Source organism: Streptomyces sp. NPDC040405 (assembly GCF_055595765.1).
Genome location: NZ_JBVIVI010000001.1, coordinates 575,838 through 596,657 on the forward strand (window position 1 = coordinate 575,838; position 20,820 = coordinate 596,657).

20 protein-coding genes are annotated in these 20,820 nt (G+C 71.5%); 10 read left to right on the forward strand and 10 right to left on the reverse strand.

Annotated features, from left to right (window positions below):
* Positions 1 to 118: 118 nt before the first annotated feature.
* From ACZ59A_RS02625 to ACZ59A_RS02640, 4 genes are all read right to left on the reverse strand, one after another.
* Positions 119 to 901, reverse strand: coding sequence for an ABC transporter permease (locus ACZ59A_RS02625; protein ID WP_470952538.1), 783 nt, complete (start codon positions 899 to 901; stop codon positions 119 to 121).
* Positions 898 to 1,890, reverse strand: a complete 993-nt coding sequence (locus ACZ59A_RS02630) for an ATP-binding cassette domain-containing protein (RefSeq protein WP_470952540.1) — start codon at positions 1,888 to 1,890, stop codon at positions 898 to 900. Before ACZ59A_RS02630 ends, ACZ59A_RS02625 begins: the two co-directional genes overlap by 4 nt.
* A 90-nt stretch (positions 1,891 to 1,980) precedes the next feature.
* Positions 1,981 to 2,823 carry a DUF4097 family beta strand repeat-containing protein gene (locus tag ACZ59A_RS02635; protein WP_470952543.1) on the reverse strand — a complete coding sequence of 281 codons (843 nt, stop codon included), beginning with the start codon at positions 2,821 to 2,823 and terminating at the stop codon, positions 1,981 to 1,983.
* A 65-nt stretch (positions 2,824 to 2,888) separates the two neighbouring features.
* Complete coding sequence (locus ACZ59A_RS02640) at positions 2,889 to 3,407, reverse strand: hypothetical protein (RefSeq protein WP_470952546.1); 519 nt, start codon at positions 3,405 to 3,407, stop codon at positions 2,889 to 2,891.
* Between the two features lie 407 nt (positions 3,408 to 3,814).
* Between ACZ59A_RS02640 and efeO the strand changes: the two genes are divergently transcribed.
* The 4 genes from efeO to ACZ59A_RS02660 are packed head-to-tail and all read left to right on the forward strand — an operon-like array spanning position 3,815 to position 8,117.
* Positions 3,815 to 4,948 (forward strand): iron uptake system protein EfeO, encoded by a 1,134-nt coding sequence (gene efeO, locus ACZ59A_RS02645; protein ID WP_470952549.1) that lies wholly within the window; start codon positions 3,815 to 3,817, stop codon positions 4,946 to 4,948.
* 10 nt (positions 4,949 to 4,958) lie between these two features.
* A complete protein-coding gene (efeB, locus tag ACZ59A_RS02650; protein ID WP_470952552.1) occupies positions 4,959 to 6,245 on the forward strand; it encodes an iron uptake transporter deferrochelatase/peroxidase subunit in 1,287 nt (428 codons plus the stop codon).
* Positions 6,246 to 6,286: 41 nt separating this feature from the next.
* Entirely contained in the window at positions 6,287 to 7,258 is a 972-nt protein-coding gene (gene efeU, locus ACZ59A_RS02655) for an iron uptake transporter permease EfeU (protein ID WP_470952555.1), read from the forward strand.
* Complete coding sequence (locus ACZ59A_RS02660; RefSeq protein WP_470954598.1) at positions 7,191 to 8,117, forward strand: SCO2278 family lipoprotein; 927 nt, start codon at positions 7,191 to 7,193, stop codon at positions 8,115 to 8,117. Before efeU ends, ACZ59A_RS02660 begins: the two co-directional genes overlap by 68 nt.
* 106 nt (positions 8,118 to 8,223) lie before the next feature.
* Here the strand turns inward: ACZ59A_RS02660 and ACZ59A_RS02665 are convergent, their stop codons facing one another.
* A complete protein-coding gene (locus ACZ59A_RS02665; RefSeq protein ID WP_470952558.1) occupies positions 8,224 to 8,952 on the reverse strand; it encodes a bifunctional DNA primase/polymerase in 729 nt (242 codons plus the stop codon).
* Positions 8,953 to 9,121: 169 nt separating this feature from the next.
* Here ACZ59A_RS02665 and ACZ59A_RS02670 point away from each other — a divergent pair, with 169 nt between their 5' ends.
* Entirely contained in the window at positions 9,122 to 10,033 is a 912-nt protein-coding gene (locus tag ACZ59A_RS02670; protein ID WP_470952561.1) for a glycerophosphodiester phosphodiesterase, read from the forward strand.
* On the opposite strand, the gene ACZ59A_RS02675 is transcribed toward ACZ59A_RS02670, so the two are convergent.
* Positions 10,020 to 10,634 carry a TetR/AcrR family transcriptional regulator gene (locus ACZ59A_RS02675; protein ID WP_470952563.1) on the reverse strand — a complete coding sequence of 205 codons (615 nt, stop codon included), beginning with the start codon at positions 10,632 to 10,634 and terminating at the stop codon, positions 10,020 to 10,022. The two genes, ACZ59A_RS02670 and ACZ59A_RS02675, sit on opposite strands and share 14 nt — an antisense overlap.
* 46 nt (positions 10,635 to 10,680) lie before the next feature.
* Here ACZ59A_RS02675 and ACZ59A_RS02680 point away from each other — a divergent pair, with 46 nt between their 5' ends.
* Positions 10,681 to 11,691 (forward strand): small ribosomal subunit Rsm22 family protein, encoded by a 1,011-nt coding sequence (locus ACZ59A_RS02680; RefSeq protein ID WP_470952565.1) that lies wholly within the window; start codon positions 10,681 to 10,683, stop codon positions 11,689 to 11,691.
* Between the two features lie 194 nt (positions 11,692 to 11,885).
* Here the strand turns inward: ACZ59A_RS02680 and ACZ59A_RS02685 are convergent, their stop codons facing one another.
* Positions 11,886 to 12,968: a serine hydrolase domain-containing protein gene (locus tag ACZ59A_RS02685; RefSeq protein WP_470952567.1), complete on the reverse strand. Its 1,083-nt coding sequence runs from the start codon at positions 12,966 to 12,968 to the stop codon at positions 11,886 to 11,888.
* Positions 12,929 to 14,254: a multidrug effflux MFS transporter gene (locus ACZ59A_RS02690; protein WP_470952570.1), complete on the reverse strand. Its 1,326-nt coding sequence runs from the start codon at positions 14,252 to 14,254 to the stop codon at positions 12,929 to 12,931. The genes ACZ59A_RS02685 and ACZ59A_RS02690 overlap by 40 nt, the downstream gene beginning before the upstream one ends.
* 84 nt (positions 14,255 to 14,338) lie before the next feature.
* On the opposite strand from ACZ59A_RS02690, the gene ACZ59A_RS02695 reads away from it, so the two are divergent.
* Positions 14,339 to 15,337 carry a Gfo/Idh/MocA family protein gene (locus ACZ59A_RS02695; RefSeq protein WP_470952572.1) on the forward strand — a complete coding sequence of 333 codons (999 nt, stop codon included), beginning with the start codon at positions 14,339 to 14,341 and terminating at the stop codon, positions 15,335 to 15,337.
* 75 nt (positions 15,338 to 15,412) lie between these two features.
* Here the strand turns inward: ACZ59A_RS02695 and ACZ59A_RS02700 are convergent, their stop codons facing one another.
* Positions 15,413 to 17,035, reverse strand: a complete 1,623-nt coding sequence (locus ACZ59A_RS02700; protein WP_470952575.1) for an alkaline phosphatase D family protein — start codon at positions 17,033 to 17,035, stop codon at positions 15,413 to 15,415.
* A gap of 173 nt (positions 17,036 to 17,208) precedes the next feature.
* Between ACZ59A_RS02700 and ACZ59A_RS02705 the strand changes: the two genes are divergently transcribed.
* The 3 genes from ACZ59A_RS02705 to ACZ59A_RS02715 all read left to right on the forward strand — a co-directional run bounded on the left by ACZ59A_RS02705 (position 17,209) and on the right by ACZ59A_RS02715 (position 19,768).
* A complete protein-coding gene (locus ACZ59A_RS02705; protein ID WP_470952577.1) occupies positions 17,209 to 17,985 on the forward strand; it encodes an SDR family oxidoreductase in 777 nt (258 codons plus the stop codon).
* Between the two features lie 150 nt (positions 17,986 to 18,135).
* A complete protein-coding gene (locus ACZ59A_RS02710) occupies positions 18,136 to 18,792 on the forward strand; it encodes a hypothetical protein (protein WP_470952579.1) in 657 nt (218 codons plus the stop codon).
* Between the two features lie 100 nt (positions 18,793 to 18,892).
* On the forward strand, positions 18,893 to 19,768 hold the full coding sequence (locus ACZ59A_RS02715) for a glycosyltransferase family 2 protein (RefSeq protein WP_470952582.1): 876 nt from the start codon (positions 18,893 to 18,895) through the stop codon (positions 19,766 to 19,768).
* Positions 19,769 to 19,784: 16 nt separating this feature from the next.
* Here the strand turns inward: ACZ59A_RS02715 and bla are convergent, their stop codons facing one another.
* Positions 19,785 to 20,693 (reverse strand): class A beta-lactamase, encoded by a 909-nt coding sequence (bla, locus tag ACZ59A_RS02720; RefSeq protein WP_470952584.1) that lies wholly within the window; start codon positions 20,691 to 20,693, stop codon positions 19,785 to 19,787.
* Between the last annotated feature and the right edge of the window lie 127 nt (positions 20,694 to 20,820).

A 20,820-nucleotide genomic window follows, 5' to 3' on the forward strand; every position in this document is an offset into this window, starting at 1 on the left:
AGAGGGAATGACCTGAGGGACCCTCGCCCCCCTCCCCCCCCCAGACGCACAAAAGACGGGGGGGGGGTGGGGGGTCCCCCCCCCCCCCCCCCCCCCCCCCACGCCGTGGACGGAACGCTCAGCGCTTGGTGGTGCTGTTGAACAGCGAGCGCGACCAGACGTAGCCGACCAGGGCGATCCCGGCGCACCAGGCGAGCGAGATCCAGCCGTCGTTGCCGATCTCCGAGCCGGAGAGCAGGCCGCGCAGCGTCTCGGTCATCGGCGTGAACGGCTGGTTCTCGGCGAACCAGCGCAGCCCAGGCGCCATCGAGTCGGCGGGCACGAACGCCGAGCCGAGGAACGGCAGGAACTGGATCAGCAGCGGCTTGTTGCTCGCGGACTCGACGGTCTTGGAGATCAGGCCGAGCGCCACGGACAGCCAGGTCACCGCGAAGGCGATGGCCGCGAGGAGACCGGCGACCGCGAGCCACTCCACCGGGTTCGCGTCGGGCCGGAAGCCGATCGCGAGCGCGACCCCCACGACGAGCACCATGCTCACCATGGTCGTGATGACGCTGCCGATGACATGACCCGTCATGAACGACGAGCGCGTGATGTTCATGGTGCGGAAGCGGTTGATGATGCCCTCGGTCATGTCGGTGCAGACCGCGATCGAGGTCGACATGGATCCGGCGGCCACCCCCATGATGATGACGCCGGGCGTCAGATACTTCAGATACGCGTCGCGCCCGCCGCCCATCCCGGCGCCGATCGAGTCCCCGAAGGCGTACACGAACAGCAGCAGCATCATGATCGGCATCATGGAGGCGCCCAGCGACACGGCCGGATAGCGCAGCGCGTGCTTGATGTTGCGCCGCAGCATCGTCATCGAGTCGTGCACGGCGTAGGTGAGGGTGCTCATCGCTGGGTCTCCTTGACATGAAGCGGGGCGTCGGCGGCGCCGTCGCCGGTCAGGGCGAGGAACACGTCGTCCAGGTCGGGGGTGTGCACGGAGAAGTCGGCGGCGCGGATACCGGCGGCGTCGAGCCGGTCGAGCAGGGCGCGCAGGGCGTCGACCCCGGCGTCGCCCGCCACGCGCAGGGCGAGGTTCTCCTCGTCGCGGGCCGCACCGGGAAAGACGGTGGCCGCGCGCTCGTACTCGTCGGACTCGGTGAAGCGCAGCCGTACATGGCTGCCGGGGATCTGCGCCTTGAGTTCGTCGGCGGTGCCCTCGGCGACGATCCGGCCGCCGTCGAGCACGGCGATGCGGTCGGCCAACTGGTCGGCCTCTTCGAGGTACTGGGTGGTGAGGAAGACGGTGGTGCCGCCCGCGACCAGCGAGCGCACGGTCTCCCACATGGTGCGGCGGCTGCGCGGGTCGAGCCCGGTCGTCGGCTCGTCCAGAAAGATCACCTGAGGGTCGCCGACCAGCGTCATGGCGAGGTCGAGCCTGCGCCGCATGCCGCCGGAGAAGGTCGCGGCCCGGTTGCCCGCGACGTCGGCGATGTCGAACCGCTCCAGCAACTTCCGGGCACGGGACCGCCCTTCGCGCTTGCCGAGGCGCAGCAGGTCGGCCATGAGGAGCAGGTTCTCCTCGGCGGTGAGCAGGTCATCCAGCGCGGCGAACTGCCCGGTGACGCCGATCGCGGCGCGCACCCCGTCGGGCGCGGTCGCGACGTCGTGACCGGCGACCTGGGCCTGACCGCCGTCCGCGGCGACGAGCGTGGACAGGATCTGCACGGTGGTGGTCTTGCCCGCGCCGTTCGGCCCGAGCAGCGCGAACACGGACCCGGCCGGGATGCGCAGATCGATGCCGTCGAGGACGGTCTTGTCGCCGTACGCCTTGCGCAGACCGAGGGTGGTGACGGCGGCGGGCGGCGGCGGACCGCCGTTCCGACTGGATGTGGGCATGACAGATGAAGGCATGGAGCCCTCCCGTTAGAAGGCTGAAGTGACGGAGGAAGTGACGGAGGGAGTCGGGGGGAGTGTGCGGGGCCGTGCTCAGGGCCGGGCGCGGCGCACGTCGATGTTGCCCCAGCGGGTACGGGCGCGGACCTTGACGGTGTCCTCGGTCGCCGCCGGGGGTTCGGAGTCGGCGAGCCCGTTGTGCACCTGCCCGCGCTCGGAGCTGACGTCGAGCCAGGCGGCGGTGCCCTCGCGGACGCCGATCTCGATGAGGCCGTAGGAGGTGTCCAGCTGGACGGTGCCGCGGGCCACTTCGCCCACCCGCAGGGCGCCGTGGGCGGTGGTGGCGGTGACCGAGTCCTCGGCGCGCGCGATGTCGACATCGCCGTGGGCGCCGCTCACCCGCAGCTCGCCGGTCGCGGCACCGACGGACGTGGTGCCATGCGAGTTCTTCAGGACGGCGGTGCCGTCGACGGTGCCGACGCGCAGGCTGCCGGAGCTGGAGGTGATCTCGGCGTTGCCCTCGATCCGGTCCACGATGATCGAACTGTGCGAGACGGTCAGCTGGAGCGGACCGGTCGTGTCGAGGCGGACGTCACCGCCCGAGGTCTTGCCCCTGACCTCGCCGAGCCTGCCCTCGCCGAACACCTGGGTCCATGACCCGGTGATGTCGACGCGCGAGCCCGTGGGCAGGTCGACCGTCACGTCGACCAGGCCGGAGGGCCCGATGAAGCGGCGCTCCTTCGTCCTGACGGTCAGCACGCCGCTCACGTACGTGACCTCGGTCTGCTCGGCGGCCTGCACGTCCTTGTCCCGCTTCGGGTTGCCGGGCCGCACCTCGACCACGGTGTCGAGGCGGTCGCTCGCGGTGAACCGGAGGGAACCGGCGCCCACGTGGGCGGTGACCGAAATCGGTTCGGGGGTGTCGAAAGTAGGCATGGCTGTCCCGTCCTCTTGGCTCTCAGGGTGAAGTTCCGGGTGAATTAGGGCGGGCGCGGGTGCGGTCAGCGCACCCAGCCCGTGAAGCTCTGTCCGACGGCGCGGGCCTTCTGCGTCCCACGGGGCCGGGCGTCGCCCTCGACCGCGGCCGACACGGCGCGCACCAGCCACGCGTTGACCGACAGGCCCTCACGGCTCGCGGCTTCCTCGGCGCGCGTCTTGAGGTGGGCCGGGAGACGCAGGTTGACGCGGGCGGTGCCGCCCTCGTCGCCGTCGGCGGGGGTCGGCGCGGCGAGCGGTCCGGCGGGCGCGGCCACCGTTTCCCCGTGCTCGCCGTCGCCGGGCGGCAGCGTCACCACGAAGTCGGGGTCCAGCCCGCGCAGCCGTACGTCGACCGAGCCGGGGGCCAGCTCGCGGGTGATCTCGTCCATCGCGGCGGAGAGCACATTGAGCATGGTCAGACGGCTCGCCGACTCCAGCGGAGCGGTGAGCCGCTCGGCCAGCTCGCGGGCATCTTCTCCGCCCGCCTCGGCGGCCACCGCGAGTTCGCGGCGGAGGGTGTCGACATACGGCGTGAGGTCCATGACGTCATAGTGGCACCACTATGGCGCCACACACAAGCCCAAGCGGCACCCCACATGGAGCGAACCTGGCGACAATCACCATGACCTGGGGAAACACAAGCAAGACAACCTGAGCCAGCATGGCGCCACACACGTCCACGCACCTCGGAGGCGCCGGAATGGCATCACGTGGCGCCACGTGGCACCACGGGAAGACGGGCCCACCGCGCACCGGGACACGTCTCCATAACATCCCCATAACGCACATCGGCCACTTGGCCGAGAATTTGCCATGTGCAAGCAGATTCTTGGAATTACCCGGCCTTCACGCAGGCAAGGCTCAGTTAAGTTAGGTCCGCCTTATCGGGGGAATGACCTGCCCTGCCCCGATGGGCCCGTCCTGTCCCTGAGCCCCGTCTGGAGCCCGCATGCGAGCCGCCCGCACCACCGTCGTCGCCGCCATATCGGCGTTGACGACACTCACCGCCGTCGCAGGCTGCGCCGAGAAGTCCGACGCCAAGGGCTCCGACGCCGTCCAGGTCACGGCGTCGGACAGCGCGTGCAAGGTCTCCAAGACGTCCTTCCCGGCCGGGCATGTGAAGCTCGCCGTGGAGAACAAGGGCGCCAAGGTCACCGAGGTCTACGTCTACGCCCCCGGCGACCGGATCGTCACCGAGCGGGAGAACATCGGGCCCGGCACCAAGGCCGTGATCAACGCCGAGGTGAAGACCGGTTCGTACGAGATCGCCTGCAAGCCCGGGATGAAGGGCCACGGCATCCGCCAGAAGGTGTCCGCGACCGGGAAGGGCAAGGCGGCCAAGCGGGATCCGCGGCTGGACAAGGCGGTGGCCGCGTACCGCGCGTACGCGCAGAAGCAGGCCGACGAGACGCTGCCGAAGGCCCAGGCATTCGCCGACGCGGTGAAGAAGGACGACCTGGAGGCCGCCAAGAAGGCGTACGCGCCCTCCCGCATCGGCTGGGAGCGCACCGAGCCGGTGGCCGAGTCGTTCGGCGACATCGACCCGAAGGTCGATGTGCGCGAGGACGGGCTGGAGAAGGGCCAGAAGTGGACCGGCTGGCACCGGCTGGAGAAGTCGCTGTGGCAGACGAAGAAGATCACCAAGGACGACCATGACCTCGCCGACCAGCTGATCAAGGACCTCAAGGACTGGCAGAAGCGGGTCGGCACGGCCGACATCACCCCCACCGGCATGGCGAACGGCGCCAAGGAGCTGCTGGACGAGGTGCAGACCGGCAAGGTCACCGGCGAGGAGGAGCGCTACAGCCACACCGACCTGGTGGACTTCGAGGCCAACGTCGAGGGCGCCGAGACCTCGTACCAGCTGCTCAAGCCCGTGACCGCGAAAAACGACCCGGCGCTGGCCAGGGCGCTGGACAAGCAGTTCGCCGCGGTGAAGAAGCAGCTGGACGAGTACCGCGAGGGCGATGGCTTCGTCTCGTACGACACGGTCTCGGAGAGCAAGCGCAAGGAGCTGTCGGACGCGGTCAACGCACTGGCCGAACCGCTGTCCAAGCTCGCCGCCGCCGTCGTCTCGAAGTGAGGCCCGGGTCATGACCGAAGAGGCCACGACTTCCACGACCTCCACGACGTCCGCCGTATCCCCCTCGCGCCGCGTCCTCCTCGGCTGGGGCGGTGCCGGGCTCGCGCTCGGCGCCGCGGCCGCGGGCGGCACGGCGGCCGCGCTGAGCGGCACCGACGACGACGCCCGGCCGGTGGCCGACAGCGGCGGCGCGGTGCCCTTCCACGGGGCCCACCAGGCGGGCATCGCCACCGCCGTCCAGGACCGGCTGCACTTCGCGGCCTTCGACATCACCACCGACGACCGCGCCGAGCTGATCGATCTGCTCAAGGAGTGGACGAAGGCGGCGGCCCGGATGACGCAGGGGCACGCGGTCGGCGACGGCGCGGTCGGCGACCTCGTCGAGGCACCGCCGGACGACACCGGCGAGGCGCTGGGCCTCAAGCCGTCCCGGCTCACCCTCACCTTCGGGGTCGGGCCGACCCTCTTCAAGGACAAGAAGGGGAAGGACCGGTTCGGGCTCGCGGGGCGCCGCCCCGAGGCGCTGATCGACCTGCCCGCCTTCCCCGGCGACGACCTCGACACAGCCCGCAGCGGCGGCGACCTGTGCGTACAGGCGTGCGCCGACGACCCGCAGGTGGCCGTGCACGCGATCCGCAACCTGGCCCGCATCGGCATGGGCAAGGTCGCCGTCCGCTGGTCGCAGCTGGGCTTCGGCAAGACGTCCTCGACCACCCCGGACGCGCAGACGCCGCGCAACATGATGGGCTTCAAGGACGGCACCCGGAACATCCCCGGCACCGACGCAGCCGCCCTGAAGAAGCACGTGTGGGTGGGCGAGAAGGCGGGCCCGGCCTGGCTGACGGGCGGCTCGTACCTGGTGGCGCGCCGCATCCGCATGCACATCGAGACCTGGGACCGCACCTCGCTCAAGGAGCAGGAGGACGTGTTCGGGCGGGACAAGGGCGAGGGCGCGCCGTACGGCAAGCAGCACGAGCGCGACGCGCCCAACCTGAAGGCGATGCTGCCCGACGCGCATGTCCGCCTCGCCCACCCGGACTCCAACGGCGGCATCCGCATCCTGCGCCGCGGCTACTCCTTCACCGACGGTACGGACGGCCTGGGGCGGCTGGACGCGGGGCTGTTCTTCCTCGCGTACCAGCACGACGTACGCGAGGGCTTCGTACCGCTGCAGCGGCGCCTGGCGCGCACCGACGCGCTCAACGAGTACATCCAGCACGTGGGTTCGGCGCTGTTCGCCATCCCGCCGGGCGTCCGGGACGCGGACGACTGGTGGGGCAGGGCGCTGTTCACCTGATCTCCCACAGCGCACTTCGGAACGAGAGGAAGGCGAACCCCGTGTTCGGCAATTACCTGATCGGTCTGCGCGAAGGGCTCGAAGCCAGCCTGGTCGTGTGCATTCTGGTCGCCTATCTGGTCAAGACCGGGCGCCGGGACGCGCTGCGGCCGGTGTGGCTGGGCATCGGCGCGGCGATCGTGCTGGCCCTGTCCTTCGGCGCGGCACTGGAGTTCGGCTCGCAGGAGCTGACGTTCGAGGCGCAGGAGGCGCTGGGCGGCTCGCTGTCGATCGTCGCGGTCGGCCTGGTGACGTGGATGGTGTTCTGGATGCGGCGCACCGCCCGCCATCTCAAGCACGAGCTGCACGGACGGCTGGACGCGGCACTCGCCATGGGCACCGGCGCGCTGGTGGCCACGGCGTTCCTGGCGGTGGGCCGGGAGGGCCTGGAGACCGCGCTGTTCGTGTGGGCCGCGGTGCGGGCGAGCAACGACGGCTCCGCGGACCCGCTGATCGGGGTGGCCCTGGGCCTGCTCACCGCGGTGGTGCTGGGCTGGCTGTTCTACCGCGGCGCGCTGCGGATCAACCTGGCGAAGTTCTTCACCTGGACGGGTGGAATGCTGGTCGTCGTGGCGGCGGGCGTGCTCGCGTACGGCTTCCACGACCTCCAGGAGGCGAACTGGCTTCCGGGGCTGCACTCCCAGGCGTTCGACATCAGCTCCACGATCGCGCCGGACACCTGGTACGGCACCCTGCTCAAGGGCGTCTTCAACTTCCAGCCGGATCCCACATGGCTCCAGGTCACAGTGTGGCTGCTGTATCTGGTCCCCACGCTGACCTTCTTCTTCGCCCCGGGTAGGGTGGCGCCGTCCCACGCAGCCCCGAAGGAGCCGCAGCCCCATGACACCCAGGTCACCCCGTCGGCCGTCCGTTCTCCCGACAGCGGCGGCGGTGCTGGCGCTGGGCATGACGCTGACAGGCTGCATGACGGTCCACGGCGAGCGGGAGAACATCCCGTCCGTGGACAAGGCTGAGGCCGCCGAAGCGCTCAAGGACTTCACCGGCACGTACAACAAGGCGTACCGCGAGCTGGATCCGTCGGTGGCGAGCGAGGTGGAGACCGGTCCGCTGGAGTCGATCACCACCGCCGACCTGAAGGCGCAGCACTCCAACTCCCCGCAGGGCAACCCGAAGTACCCGGCGCTGAAGCTGTCCGACGCGAGCTTCCACATCCCCCGGCAGATCGGGTGGCCGAAGTTCTTCGTGGCGGACACCGACAGCAACCGGGACGCCAACCGGTGGCTGGTGGTCTTCACCCGGCAGGGCGCCGACCAGCCGTGGAAGGCCGCGTATCTGTCGATCCTCAGCCCGGACGAGGTACCGGCCTTCGCGACCGACAAGGACGGCTGGGCCAAGCCGGTCAAGGCCGAGGGCGCGGCGCCCCGGCTGGCCGTCCGGCCGGACAAGCTGAGCGGCGCGTACGCCGACTACCTGATGACGGGCAAGGGCGGCACGTTCGCGGACGGTTCGGCGACGTCGGGGTTGCGGGACTCGCGGGCGAAGTTCAAGAAGACGCCGAAGTTCTGGACGCAGTACATCGACACCCCGGCGGCCCGGGGTGGCTCCGAGGCCCCGGTGGGCCTGCGGACGGAGGACGGCGGCGCGGTGGTCTTCTTCACCTCGCACCACCGCCAGAAGCAGACCATGGCGAAGGGCTTCCGGCCCAACCCGGACCCGCAGGTCAAGGCGCTGATGACGGGCGAGGCGAAGCGGGCGGTGACGCTGACCCGAGTAGCCGAGTCGGCCGTCCGCGTCCCGGCGAAGGACGCGGCCGACCCCAAGGTCGTCTTCCTGAACCGCCTGGAAGGCGTAACCGGAGCCAAGGGCGAATAGCAGGGTTGTGGGCAGCGGTTCCGCAGAGGGGGCACCTCCCAGCGGTAGCTGAGGGAGGGGCGGGTGGGCACAAACCGGCCACCGGCCCGCACCCGGCAACGAAACCTCAGCGCCCTATGGGCCAAGCCGCCGACTCAGGCTCCACCTCGGCAAAGCGCCCCGCATCCGTCAACGCCTCCAGCAGCGTCAAGGGATCCGGCAAGGCCCGCTCCGGCCCGAGGAGCCAAGCCACCCGCCCATCCCCCGGCAAGCGGGCAGGCGGCACGAGCACATAGCTGCCGCGGCAGTGCCACCGCAGCCCCGGATGCTCGTCCATCGTCTCGGGGTGGCAGTCCAGCTCGCACGGCCACCACTCGTCCTCGTCCTCCGGCGTCCCGCGCGTCGTCGTGAAGAAGAGCATCCGCGCCTGCCGGAGATCCGCGCCGCTCGTCGCGACCGGACCGACCTCCACCTCCGCGGCCCCCAGCCGCTCCAGGGCCTGCCGCCCCACCTCGATCGGTACGTCGAGCACATCGTGGACGAGACCGGTGGCGGTGATGAAGTTGGCCTGCGGGTCGGCGCGCAGCCAGCGGGCGACCTTGTCCGGGTCGGTCGACGCCTGGGTCGCCCAGGCGAAGGAGACGGGGTGCCGGGCGGGGGTCGGACAGCCGATGCGGTCGCAGGAACAGCCGTAGCCGGAGGGGTACGCGGCGGGCGCGAGCGGGAATCCGGCGGCGGCCGCGGCCATGAGCAGGTCTTCCCGCGCGGCCGCGGCGCCCGCTCCCGAGCCGTTATCGCCGCCCGTAGCGCTTTTCGACCGGCGCAGCCATTGGGTGAACCTGCTCTTGCGTTCCATCTATCGCCTCGCTTCACCGCCGCGACCGGCGGTACCGCCGGTACCCGATCAATGCTGCCACCATCCTGCTCCCGAGGTGGCCGGTGTCCGCATCCGGGGTGACGCCGGGACCCACGTCCGGGTGCCGATATCAGGACATAACTGAACGAGCACCCCTAGCGTTCCCTTTATGATCACCAGGTATTTTCTGACCGGTGTGGCGGTCCTCACCCTTTCCATACCAGCGGCCGTCCTGGCGGACCCCACCGCCCGTCCGGCCGCCACCTCGACCGCCCGCCCGCCGGAACAGCGCCTCGACGATCATCCCGCCGCCGCCCCCGCGCCCCCGCGGATCATCTACACGGCCCACCGCGGCGGCGCCCTCGAAGTACCCGAGAACAGCATGACCGGGCTGACCACCGCCCTGGCCCGCAAGGACGCCCAGGTGGTCGACTTCGACATCCGCACTCTGCACGACGGCACGCTCGTCGTCATGCATGACGCGACGCTGGACCGTACGACGTCCCAGGCCGGGCCCGTGAACGCCCTGACCGCCGCCCAGTGGCGCACCGTACGCCTCCGCCCCGCCCCCGCCCTGCGCGGCGCCTGGAAGCCCGAGCGGCCGCCGACGGTGGCCGAGGCGCTGGACCGGCTCGGCGGCCGCACCACGCTCATGGTCGAGACGAAGGACCCGGCCGGACTGCCCCGGCTGGCCCGCATGATCCGCGACCGGGGCCTGACCCGCTCGGTCTACGTGAACTCCAACCACCCGGACGTGGCCCGCGAGGCCCACCGGATGGGGCTCATGGCCCAGCTGTGGCGGTCCGCCCGGCAGATGCGCCACGACCGCCCGGGCGACTGGCGCGGGATCGTGGACCTGCTGGACGTCGACTACCGGGCGCGGGACGCGGACATACGGCGGGCCATCGCCTCCGGCGTGCCCCATGTGTGGGCGCACACCGTCAACGCCCCCGGTCAGCGCGACCGGATGGTGCGGCTGGGCTGCGACGGGATCATCACGGACGCGCCCAGCCTGATGATCAGCACCCCGGTACGCGCACGGCTCGGCGGGAGCTCCAGCGGGAGCCTCAGCGGGGGCTGAGGCCGCGCAGCGCCATCTCGACCACGGCGTCCGCGTACGCATGGCTGAGCGGCAGCGTCCGCAGCAGCCAGCGGGCGGTGAGCGGGCCGGTCACCAGCTCCAGGGCGACCCGCGGATCGAGGTCCGGCGCGACCTGCCCGGCCCGCTGCGCGGCGCGCAGCCGCTCGGCGTAGAGCTGGAGCGACGGCTCCAGCACCCGGCCCACGAACTCCGCGGCGATCTCCGGGTTCACGATGCCCTCGGCGGCGAGCGCCCGGTACGGCAGGTCGTACGTGGGCGACAGCAGCTCGTCCACGGTCGCGCGCAGCACGAACTTGAGGTCGGCCTCCAGATCCCCGGTATCGGGGAACGCGTACGGTGCCCCGCTCTCCGGCTCCTCCGCCTCTCCCGCGGCCCGCTCCCCGAGGGCGACGAACGCGTCCAGCAGGACGGCCGCCTTGGAGGGCCACCAGCGGTAGATCGTCTGCTTGCCGACCCCGGCGCGGGCGGCGATGGCCTCGATCGTGAGTTTGGGATAGCCCACCTCGGCGACGAGTTCGAGCGCGGCGTCGAGGATCGCGCGGTGCGAACGTTCACTGCGGCGGGTCGCGTTGGGAGCCATGCCGGTCAATGTAGCTGGCCCCTTTTCACCCCGTAGAATCCACGGAATGCACGCCCCGCACGCCGCCCCCACAGCCGAGACGCTGCGCACCGCGCTCGCCGGGCTCCTCGACGGACTGCCGCCCCGCCAGGCGGCCCAGGCGGTCGACCGGCTGATCGCCAACTACCGAGGCCGCACCCCGACCGACACGCCCGTGCTGCGCGACCGCTCCGACGTCGCCGCGTACGCCGCGTACCGGATGCCCGCGACCTTCGAGGCCGTACGCGCCGCCCTCGACGCCCTCCGCGAGCGCGCCCCCGAGTGGGCGCCCGCCTCGCACCTCGACATCGGCGGCGGTACGGGCGCGGCGAGCTGGGCCGTGGCCGCCGCGTGGCCGGACGGGGACCACAGCACCACCGTCCTGGACTGGGCCGAGCCCGCCCTCGCCCTCGGCCGCGAACTGACCCGGGAGTCCCCCGCCGCCCCGCTGCGCGAGGCCCGCTGGCAGCGCCGGGCCCTCACCGCGGATCTCGCGCTCCCCGACTCGACGGACCTCGTCACCGTCTCCTACGTGCTGGGCGAACTCACCGCGCCCGACCGCCGCGCGGTCGTCGGCGAGGCGGCCCGGACGGCGCAGGCGGTGGTGCTCGTCGAGCCCGGCACTCCCGACGGCTATCTGCGCATCCGCGAGGCCCGCGACCAGCTCGTCTCGGCGGGCTTCCGCATCCTGGCCCCGTGCCCGCACAGCGCCGCCTGCCCGATCGAGCCGGGCGCCGACTGGTGCCACTTCGCGGCCCGGGTGAGCCGTTCGTCGCTGCACCGCCAGGTGAAGGGGGGCTCGCTGGGGCACGAGGACGAGAAGTTCGCGTACGTCGCGGCGACCCGCTTCCCCGCCGGCTCCGAGGCCGTATCCCGCGTCACCCGCCACCCCCAGACCCGCAAGGGCCAGGTCCTCCTGGACCTGTGCACCCCCGACGAGGGCCTCACCCGCCACACCGTCACCAAGCGCCACGGCCCCCTCTACCGCGCCGCCCGCGACACCGCCTGGGGCGACGCCTGGCCGCCGCCGGAGGAGTGATCTAGGCCCTGTCCGGCGGATCTTCGCGGGCCCACGACGCCTGGCACGGCACCTCGCCGCGTTGTCGGGATCGCCCGAGTACGACCCGGTACGAGGACGCCCCTCCGCCTTGCGATGCTCCCCCAGCTACCGCTGGGAGGTGCCCCCTGCACCAGACGCCGCGGGCTGATCCACGAAGATCCGCCGGACAGGACCTACAGCGCGCGGGCCAGGGCGGTGGCCGCCGCCGCGCGGGGCGCGCTGTCGCCGGGGCGGCGGCGCGGATGGACCGTGTTGGCCAGCAGGATCAGGTAGCAGTCCCGGGCGCGGTCCAGCACCAGGCTGGTGCCCGTGAACCCGGTGTGCCCGGCCGCGCCGCGGCCCGCCAGCTCGCCCATGAACCACGGCTGATCGACCTCGAAGCCCAGCCCCGGGGCGGTCAGCATCAGGTCCACGGCGGCGGGTGAGAGCACCGGCCCGCCGCCCGTCAGCAGGGCGCGGCACAGCGCGGACAGATCGGCCGCGGTCGAGAAGAGCCCGGCGTGGCCCGCGACGCCGCCGAGGGCGTACGCGTTCTCGTCGTGCACCACGCCCCGCAGCATGCCCCGGTCGAGCTTGCCCCAGGGGCGCCGCTGGTCCTCGGTCGCGGCGATGCGCGGCAGCCAGGACGGGGGCGGGCGGAAGCGGGTGGACGCCATGTCCAGCGGGCCGGTGATGCGGTCGTGGACGAGGTCGTCCAGCGGGCGGCCGGTGGCCCGCTCCAGCACCCGCTGCGTCAGCAGCAGGTTGAGGTCGGAGTAGCGGCGGGCGGTGCCGGGCGCGGTGGTCGGCGGCTCGGCGTACAGCCGGGCCCAGCGCGCCTCGTCCCCCTGGAACTCGTAAAGGGGCAGCTCCGGGATCAGCCCGGAGCGGTGGGTGAGCAGTTGCCGCACCGTGATGCCGTGCTCGGCGGCGGCCGTGCACTCGGGGGCGTACGAGGCGACCGGGGCGTCCAGCGCGATCTCCCCGCGCTCCAGCGAGCCGACCGCCACGATCGCGGTGAACAGCTTCGTCAGCGAGGCGAGGTCGAAGACCGTATCGGCGTGCGCCGGGACCCACCGCTCGCGCGGCAGCTCACGGTCGTACGCGGCGTACCGCACCGCCCAGCCGAAGGCGCCCTCGGCCAGCGGCCCGGCGCCGGTTCCGGCGGTCACCACCGCGCCCGCGCACCAGGGGCGCTCCCCCTCGGGGAGCGCCTCCACGGTGCTCAGGAGGTGGCTCAGGCCACCGTCACGCTCTGCTTCGTGCGTCGCTGCCACGGGCGGCAGAGTCCCATGAAGCAGCCCATGGCGGCCAGCGCGCACACCAGCTGGACGACGGCCATCGGCACCGCCGTGGTCTCGCCCGCGATCCCCACCAGCGGCGAGGCGACGGCCCCGAGCAGGAAGGTGGAGGTGCCGAGCAGCGCGGACGCGGAACCGGCGGCGTGCGGGGTGCGCATCAGCGCCTGGGCGTTGGTGTTCGGCATGGCCAGGCCCATCGAGGACATCAGCACGAACAGGCAGGCCGCGACCGGCCCCAGGCCAACCGTGCCGAAGACCCCGGCGGACAGGACCAGCAGCGCGGTCGCCGCGAGGGCGATCAGCGTCAGCGCCACGGTCAGCACCTTGTCCATGCTGACGCGGCCGACGAGCACCCGGCCGTTGATCTGGCCCATGGTGATGAGCCCGATCGAGTTGAGCCCGAAGAGCAGGCTGAAGGTCTGCGGCGAGGCACCGTAGATCTCCTGGACGACGAAGGACGAACCGGAGACATAGGCGAAGAGGGCGGCGAAGGCGAAGCTGCCCGCGAGCATGTAGCCGGCGAAGACGCGGTCGGCGAGCAGCCCGCGCATCGTGCGCAGCGTCTCGCCGAATCCACCGTCGTGGCGGCGCTCGGCGGGCAGGGTCTCGCCCAGGAAGCGCCAGACGACGAGGGTGAGCGCGGCGCCGATCACGGTGAGGAAGACGAAGACGCCGCGCCAGTCGGTGAAGCGCAGGATCTGTCCGCCGATGACGGGCGCGGCGATGGGCGCGACGCCGGAGATCAGCATCAGGGTGGAGAAGAAGCGGGCCATCGCGATGCCGTCGTACAGGTCGCGGACGACGGCACGGGCGATCACGATCCCGGCCGACCCGGCGAGCCCCTGGAGCAGCCGGAACCCGATGAGCAGGTCGGCGGTGGGCGCGAAGGCGCAGATGGCGGTGGCGATGACGTAGATCACCATGCCGATGAGGAGGGGGCGGCGGCGGCCCCACTTGTCGCTCATCGGGCCGACGACCAGCTGGCCGAGCGCCATGCCCATCAGACAGGCGGTGAGGGTGAGCTGGGCGGTGGCGGCGGAGCTGTGGAGCGCGTCGGTGACCTCCGGCAGGGCCGGGAGGTACATGTCCATCGAGAGGGCGGGGAGAGCGGTGAGCCCGCCGAGGACGAAGGTGACGAGGAGGCTCGTACGGCGCTGCGCGGTCGACGGAGCGGTGACCTGAGGCGCGGCGGCGGAGGGAGAAGAGGGGGCGGGTCTGTCGGCCCGGTCGGGAGCGGCGGCCGTGAGGCCGGGCTGCTGCATGCTGACCTTCCATGAGTCGTTGAATCGTTGTCTATGCTCTCAGCAGAATTGGAGTGCTCACGACCGAATTAGCCAGGGGTGAGGATGTCCGGACCGAAGACCGAGCCCGTGCGATGGGGGATCCTCGCGACCGGCGGGATCGCCGCGTCGTTCACGGCGGATCTGCTGGAGATGTCAGACGCGCAGGTCACGGCGGTGGGATCGCGCAGCCCCGAGTCGGCGAAGCGGTTCGCCGAGCGGTTCGGGATACCCCGCTCGTACGGCGGCTGGGCCGAGCTGGCGGCCGACGACGAACTCGACGTGATATACGTCGCTACCCCGCACGCGGCCCATCGCGCCGCCGCCGGGCTCTGCCTGGAGGCGGGCCGGGCGGTGCTGTGCGAGAAGGCGTTCACCCTGAACGCGCGCGAGGCGGGCGAGCTGGTCGGCCTCGCCCGGGACCGCGACCGCTTCCTGATGGAGGCGATGTGGACGTACTGCGATCCGGTCGTCCGGCGCATGACCGGCCTCGTCCAGGACGGCGCGATCGGCGAGATCCGCGCGGTGCACGCGGACTTCGGCCTCTCCGGCCCGTTCGACCCCACCCACCGGCTGCGCGACCCGGCCCAGGGCGGCGGCGCCCTGCTCGACCTCGGGGTCTACCCGGTGTCCTTCGCGCAGCTGCTCCTGGGCGAACCCGCCGAGGTCCGGGCGCGCGCCGAGCTGTCCCCGGAGGGCGTGGACGTGAACACGGGCCTGCTGCTGGGGTGGGACAGCGGCGCGACGGCGCTGCTGAGCTGCTCGCTCACCGCCGATACGCCGAGGACGGCAGCGGTGACGGGCACGGCGGGCCGTATCGAGTTCCCGCGCGGCTTCTTCCACCCCGAGCACTTCGTTCTGCACCGGCAGGGCCGCGACCCGGAGGAGTTCACGGCGGCGGACGGCCTGCGCGCCTATCAGCGGGAGGCGGCGGAGGTGATGCGCTGCCTGCGGGCGGGCGAGCGGGAATCGCCGCTCGTCCCCCTGGCGGGCACCCTGGCGGTGATGCGCACCCTGGACACGGCCCGCTCGCAGACCGGCGTCCGCTACCCCGCCGACAGCTGAGCCCCGCCGACAGCTGAGCCCGCGCCCGAAGGCTGAACCCGCGGCGCCGGTGGGGGCGCCGCGGGCCATCACCGGTCAGACCTGCTGGAGGCCAGGGTTTCCGGCTTCGCTGACGAACGACGCCGCCGTGGTGAGCGGTGCGCCCGGGGTCGTGACCGCGGAGACCGTCTTGTAGTCGGCCCGCGCCTGCTCGCCGTCCAGCGTGACCGTCACATAGCCGCGCCGCCCGTTGTAGAACTTCATGTGCGGGTTGGCGTTCATGTAGGTGGACCAGTTGGCCGGTTTGTCGGCGCCGTCCTTGCCGCTGGTGATCGACGTGCCGACGAACTCGACGCCCAGGGTCTGGGACGACGGGTTGTTGAAGTCCTTCTTGATGTCGAACGCGTAGTGGACGTGGACGTCGCCGGTCAGGACGACGAAGTTCTCGATGCCCGCCTGCTCGACACCGGTCAGGACGCGGTCCCGGGAGGCCGGGTAGCCGTCCCAGGAGTCCATGGAGAGCTTGGAGCGGTCGGCGGTGGTGTTCTTCCGCCGCGAGAAGGTGACCTGCTGCGGGAGGACGTTCCAGGTGGCGGTGGAGCGCCGGAAGCCGTCCAGCAGCCAGCGCTCCTGGGTGGCGCCGGTGAGCGTGCGCGACGGGTCCTCGGACTCGGGCCCCGGGTACTGCCAGCCGTCACCGTACGCCTGGTTGGAGCGGTACTGGCGGGTGTCGAGGATGTCGAACTGGGCCAGTCGGCCGTAGTGGAAGCGCCGGTAGAGCCGCATGTCGGGGCCGTCGGGCCGCTGCGGCATGCGCAGCGGCATGTTCTCCCAGTACGCCCGGTAGGCGGCGGCCCGGCGGATCAGGAATTCCTCGGGCGGATCGTCGTTGTCGTCGATGTCGCCCGCGTAGTTGTTCTCGGTCTCGTGGTCGTCCCAGGTGACGAACCAGGGGAAGGCGGCGTGGGCGGCCTGGAGGTCCGGGTCGCACTTGTAGAGGGCGTAGCGCAGCCGGTAGTCCCCGAGCGTCATGGTCTCGGTGTTGAAGTGCGCGGGGAGGGTGCGGTCGGTGTAGTTGCGGGCGCCGCCGACCGCGCTGACGGCGTACTCGTACTGGTAGTCGCCGACGTGGAAGACGGCGTCCAGGTCCTCCGCGGCGAGGTGCTTGAAGGCGGTGAAGTAGCCGTCGTGGTACGCCTGGCAGGACACCTGGCCGAAGCGCATGTCACGGACCTTGGCACCGTGGGCAGGGGTGGTGCGGGTGCGGCCGACGGGGCTGGTCCACTTGCCGGCCCGGAAGCGGTACCAGTAGACGCGGTCAGGTTCGAGGCCCTTGGCGTCCACGTGCACGGTGTAGTTGAACTCGGCGTGGGCTGTGGTGGTTCCGCGCCGGGCGACGCGCCCGAAGTGCTCGTCCCGGGCGACCTCCCACTCGACCCGCACGGCGCCCTCCTCGGGCAGTCCGTTCCCCGGCTCGTAGGCGCGGGGCGCGAGTCTGGTCCACAGCACGACGGCGTCGGGCAGTGGATCGCCCGATGCCACGCCGAGCGTGAAGGGGTCTTCGTTGAGCGCGTCCGTACGTACCTGCGCGGCCTGGGCGCTGGGCAGGTTGGTGGAGAAGGCCAGTGCGGCGGCTGCTCCGGTGACGGTGAGGAAGCGGCGGCGGCCCAGACGTGCTGCCGCGGCTCGTATCGCCTGCTGATGTGCGACGTGTGCCATGTGCTCTCCCCTGGCTCGTGGCGTCAGAGGAATTGGAGTGTCAGGGGGAGGCCGCACGTTTGCCTATACACGACGCACACATGTCGGCGGGGTGAGGTCCGTTTCCGGATAGGACGTTTGCCGTCATATACCTGCGCTACGCAGGCATGTGACGTGGCGTACGCTGCCGCCCCATGAACGGAACCGAAGGTGTACGGGTGGTGTCGAAGGTCGCCGTGGTGACGGGCGCGGGCTCCGGGATCGGCCGGGCGGTGGCGCTCGAACTGTGCGAGTCGGGCTGGTCGGTGGTGCTCGCGGGGCGCCGCGAGGAGACCCTCGCGGAGACGGCGCGGCGGGCGGGCGACGGCCCCTCGGTCCTCGCCGTCCGGACGGACGTGACCAGGCCCGCGCAGGTGGACGCCCTCTTCACGGCCGTACGGGACCGCTTCGGCAGGCTCGATCTGCTGTTCAACAACGCGGGCAGCTTCGGCCCGCGCGGGGTGCCGGTGGAAGATCTCCGCCACGAGGACTGGCAGGCGGTCGTGGACACCAATCTGACGGGTGCCTTCCTGTGTGCCCAGGGCGCGTTCCGGCTGATGCGTGATCAGGATCCGCAGGGCGGACGGATCATCAATAATGGCTCGATTTCCGCCCATGCTCCCCGGCCGCACAGCGTCGCCTACACGGCGACCAAGCACGCGCTGACCGGGCTGACCAAGTCGCTGTCGCTGGACGGGCGGGCGCACTCCATCGCCTGCGGTCAGATCGACATCGGCAACGCGGAGACGGAGATGACCGGGCAGATGCGGGCCGGTGTACTCCAGGCGAACGGGGAAGTGCTGGCCGAGCCGGTGATGGACGTGGCGGACGTGGCACGTACCGTGCGGCATATGGCTTCGCTGCCCCTGGAGGCGAATGTGCAGTTCGCGACGGTACTGGCGACGGCGATGCCGTACATCGGTCGCGGCTGACAGGCGATGGGTCATCACCGATCGTAGATAACCCCCGGCCTGATCGAATAATGTGACCGAGCGGAAATTCACCCCAAGAGATCAGCCCCGCCCATAGATCCGATCGCAGACCCCGCAGATACGACCGCCCCACGATCGAAGAAGACCGCATTGCGTTCTCTCCCGCTCATACTGGTCGCCCGACTGCTGCCCGTCGCCGTCCTCGCCGTCGCGGGCGTGGCCATGACCACCTCCAGCTCCGGCGACTCGGACGACACGCGCCCCCAGGCGGCCGACGCCTCCCCGACCCCGTCCGCCGCGAATCCCACCGGGGGCGGGGCCGGACTCACACCGGACGGGGGCAAGGGCGGTGCGAGCGCGGCGGCGCGCTACCCGAAGGCCCCCGCCGAGGCGTGCGCCACGGTCCCGGCCGCCACGGTCAAGAAGCTGGTGCCGGGCGCGAAGACCAGCGGCAACGAGCTGAAGACCAGCGACCTCACCAGCCGTTCCGGCTGCTCCTGGCACGCCCTGGACGGCTTCGACTACCGCTGGCTGGACATCAGCTTCGACGTCACCGGCCGGGCGCCCGCGGGCTCCGGCGACCCGGTGTCAGGGCTCGGCGACAAGGCGACCGTCAGCGACAAGCTCACCAGCGACGACGACCAGAAGGTCCGCGAGGCGGTGGTGACCGTCCGTAAGGACAACGCGACCATCGTGGCCACCTACAACGGCGGCGACTTCGAGAGCCACAAGGCCCCCTCGTCCAAGGTGGTACGCGACGGAGCGATCAGCGCGGCGAAGAATGCGCTCTCCTCGCTCGACGAATGACCGCTTTCGCGTATGTCAATGAACATACGCTGTGTTTCGACAGGACGCCTCGGCGACTGGTTACGATCACCTCACCGTAACCAACCTCTGGAGTTCCGCCGTGTCCGAACCACGCCTGGGCGTTGCCATCCTGACCATGGGCAACCGGCCCAGAGAGGTGGCCGCCCTGCTGGAGTCGGTCGCGAAGCAGGACGTACCGCCCACGCGCATCGTCGTCGTCGGCAACGGCTCCCCGCTCCCCGAGATGCCGGACGAGGTGACCGCGGTCGAGCTGGCGGAGAACCTCGGCGTCTCCGGCGGCCGCAATGTCGCCTGGCAGCGGCTGCGCGCCTTCGGTGACGTCGACGTCGTCATCGACCTCGACGACGACGGGCTGCTCGTGGACCCGGACGTGTTCCGCACCGTGCGCGACCTGTACGCGGACGATCCGCGGCTGGGCATCGTCAGCTTCCGCATCGCCGACGAGACCGGCGAGACCCAGCGCCGCCACGTCCCCCGGCTCCGGGCGGGCGACCCGATGCGCGGCGGCGAGGTGACCACCTTCCTCGGCGGCGGACACGCCCTGGCCGTGCCGATGCTGGATCAGATCGGCGGCTGGCCGGACGAGTTCTTCTTCACCCACGAGGAGACGGACCTCGCCTGGCGGGCGCTCGACGCCGGATGGAAGGTGCTGTACGTCCCCGAACTGCTGATCCAGCACCCCCGCACCTCCCCCGCCCGGCACGCGGTCTATTACCGGATGACCGCGCGCAACCGCGTCTGGCTCGCCCGCCGCCACCTCCCGCTGCCCCTGGTGCCCGTCTACCTCGGCTCCTGGACCCTTCTCACCCTCGCCCGCACCCGCGCCCTCGACGGCCTGCGCGCCTGGGCGGGCGGCTTCATGGAGGGCGTCCGCACCCCGTGCGGCGCCCGGCGGCCCATGCGGTGGCGCACGGTGTGGCGGATGACCAGGCTGGGCCGCCCGCCGGTGATCTGACGCGCCCTCACCGGGCTCAGGTGAGCGCGTCGGCCACCAGGGCGGCGGCCCTGGCCACCAGGGGGTTGTCCGTCGGGCCCTGGGGGTCGTACTTGGTCGAGAGCACCGACAGCACCAGCGGGGTGCGCTCCGGGGGCCAGACGACGCCCACGTCGTTGGCGACCCCGTACTGGGTGCCGCCGCCCGTCTTGTCCGCCAGGATCCAGTCGGCGGGCAGACCCTTGCGGAACCGCTCGGTGTTGGTGGTGTTCGCCACCAGCCAGCCGGTCAGCTTCTTGCGGTCCCCGGGGGTGAGCGCCCGGCCGAGGACGAGGCGCGCGACGGTCTTCCCGATGGCGGCGGGGCTGGTGGTGTCCGTCTCCCGCCATGGTTCGGCCGTGTTCAGCTCCGGCTCCCAGCGGTCGAGCCGGGTCGTCCCGTCGCCGAGGGAACGGCAGAAGCGGGTGATCGCCGTGGGGCCGCCCAGGTCGCGGAGGAGCAGATTCGCGGCGGCGTTGTCGCTCTCGCTCACTGCGGCGGCGCACAGCTGCCCGACGGTCAGCCCGCCCGCGATGTTCTCCGGCTTGCCCGTCACCGGGCCGTAGCCCGCCTTCCGGACGAACTCCTCGGTGTAGTGGACGCGCTTGGCGAGGAATTCGCCGTCGCGGTCGAGATCGCGCAGGACCGCCGCGGCGGCGAGCACCTTGAACACGGAGCAGATCGGGAAGCGCTCCTCGGCGCGGTACGACACCGTCGCCCCGGTGGCCGGGTCGCACGCGAACACCCCCAGCCGGGCCGCGTACTCCTCCTCAAGTGCCCGCAGCCGCTGGGTGATGTCCGCCGCGGACGCGCTGCCCGGTACGGCGACCAGGGTGGCCAGCGCCGTACCGGCGCCCAGGGCCAGCACCTTCCGGCGGGACGGGGCGGGGGGTGTGGTGATGCGCACGGGCAGTCCTCATCTCGTGTGGGGCGTGCTGGTCTCGCACGCGGTCAGTGAAGACCGCCGCTCATCGGCGTGTCGAATACACTCTCGGCTTCCGCGCGATTCCCTCTGGATATCCGCGCATGTCAGG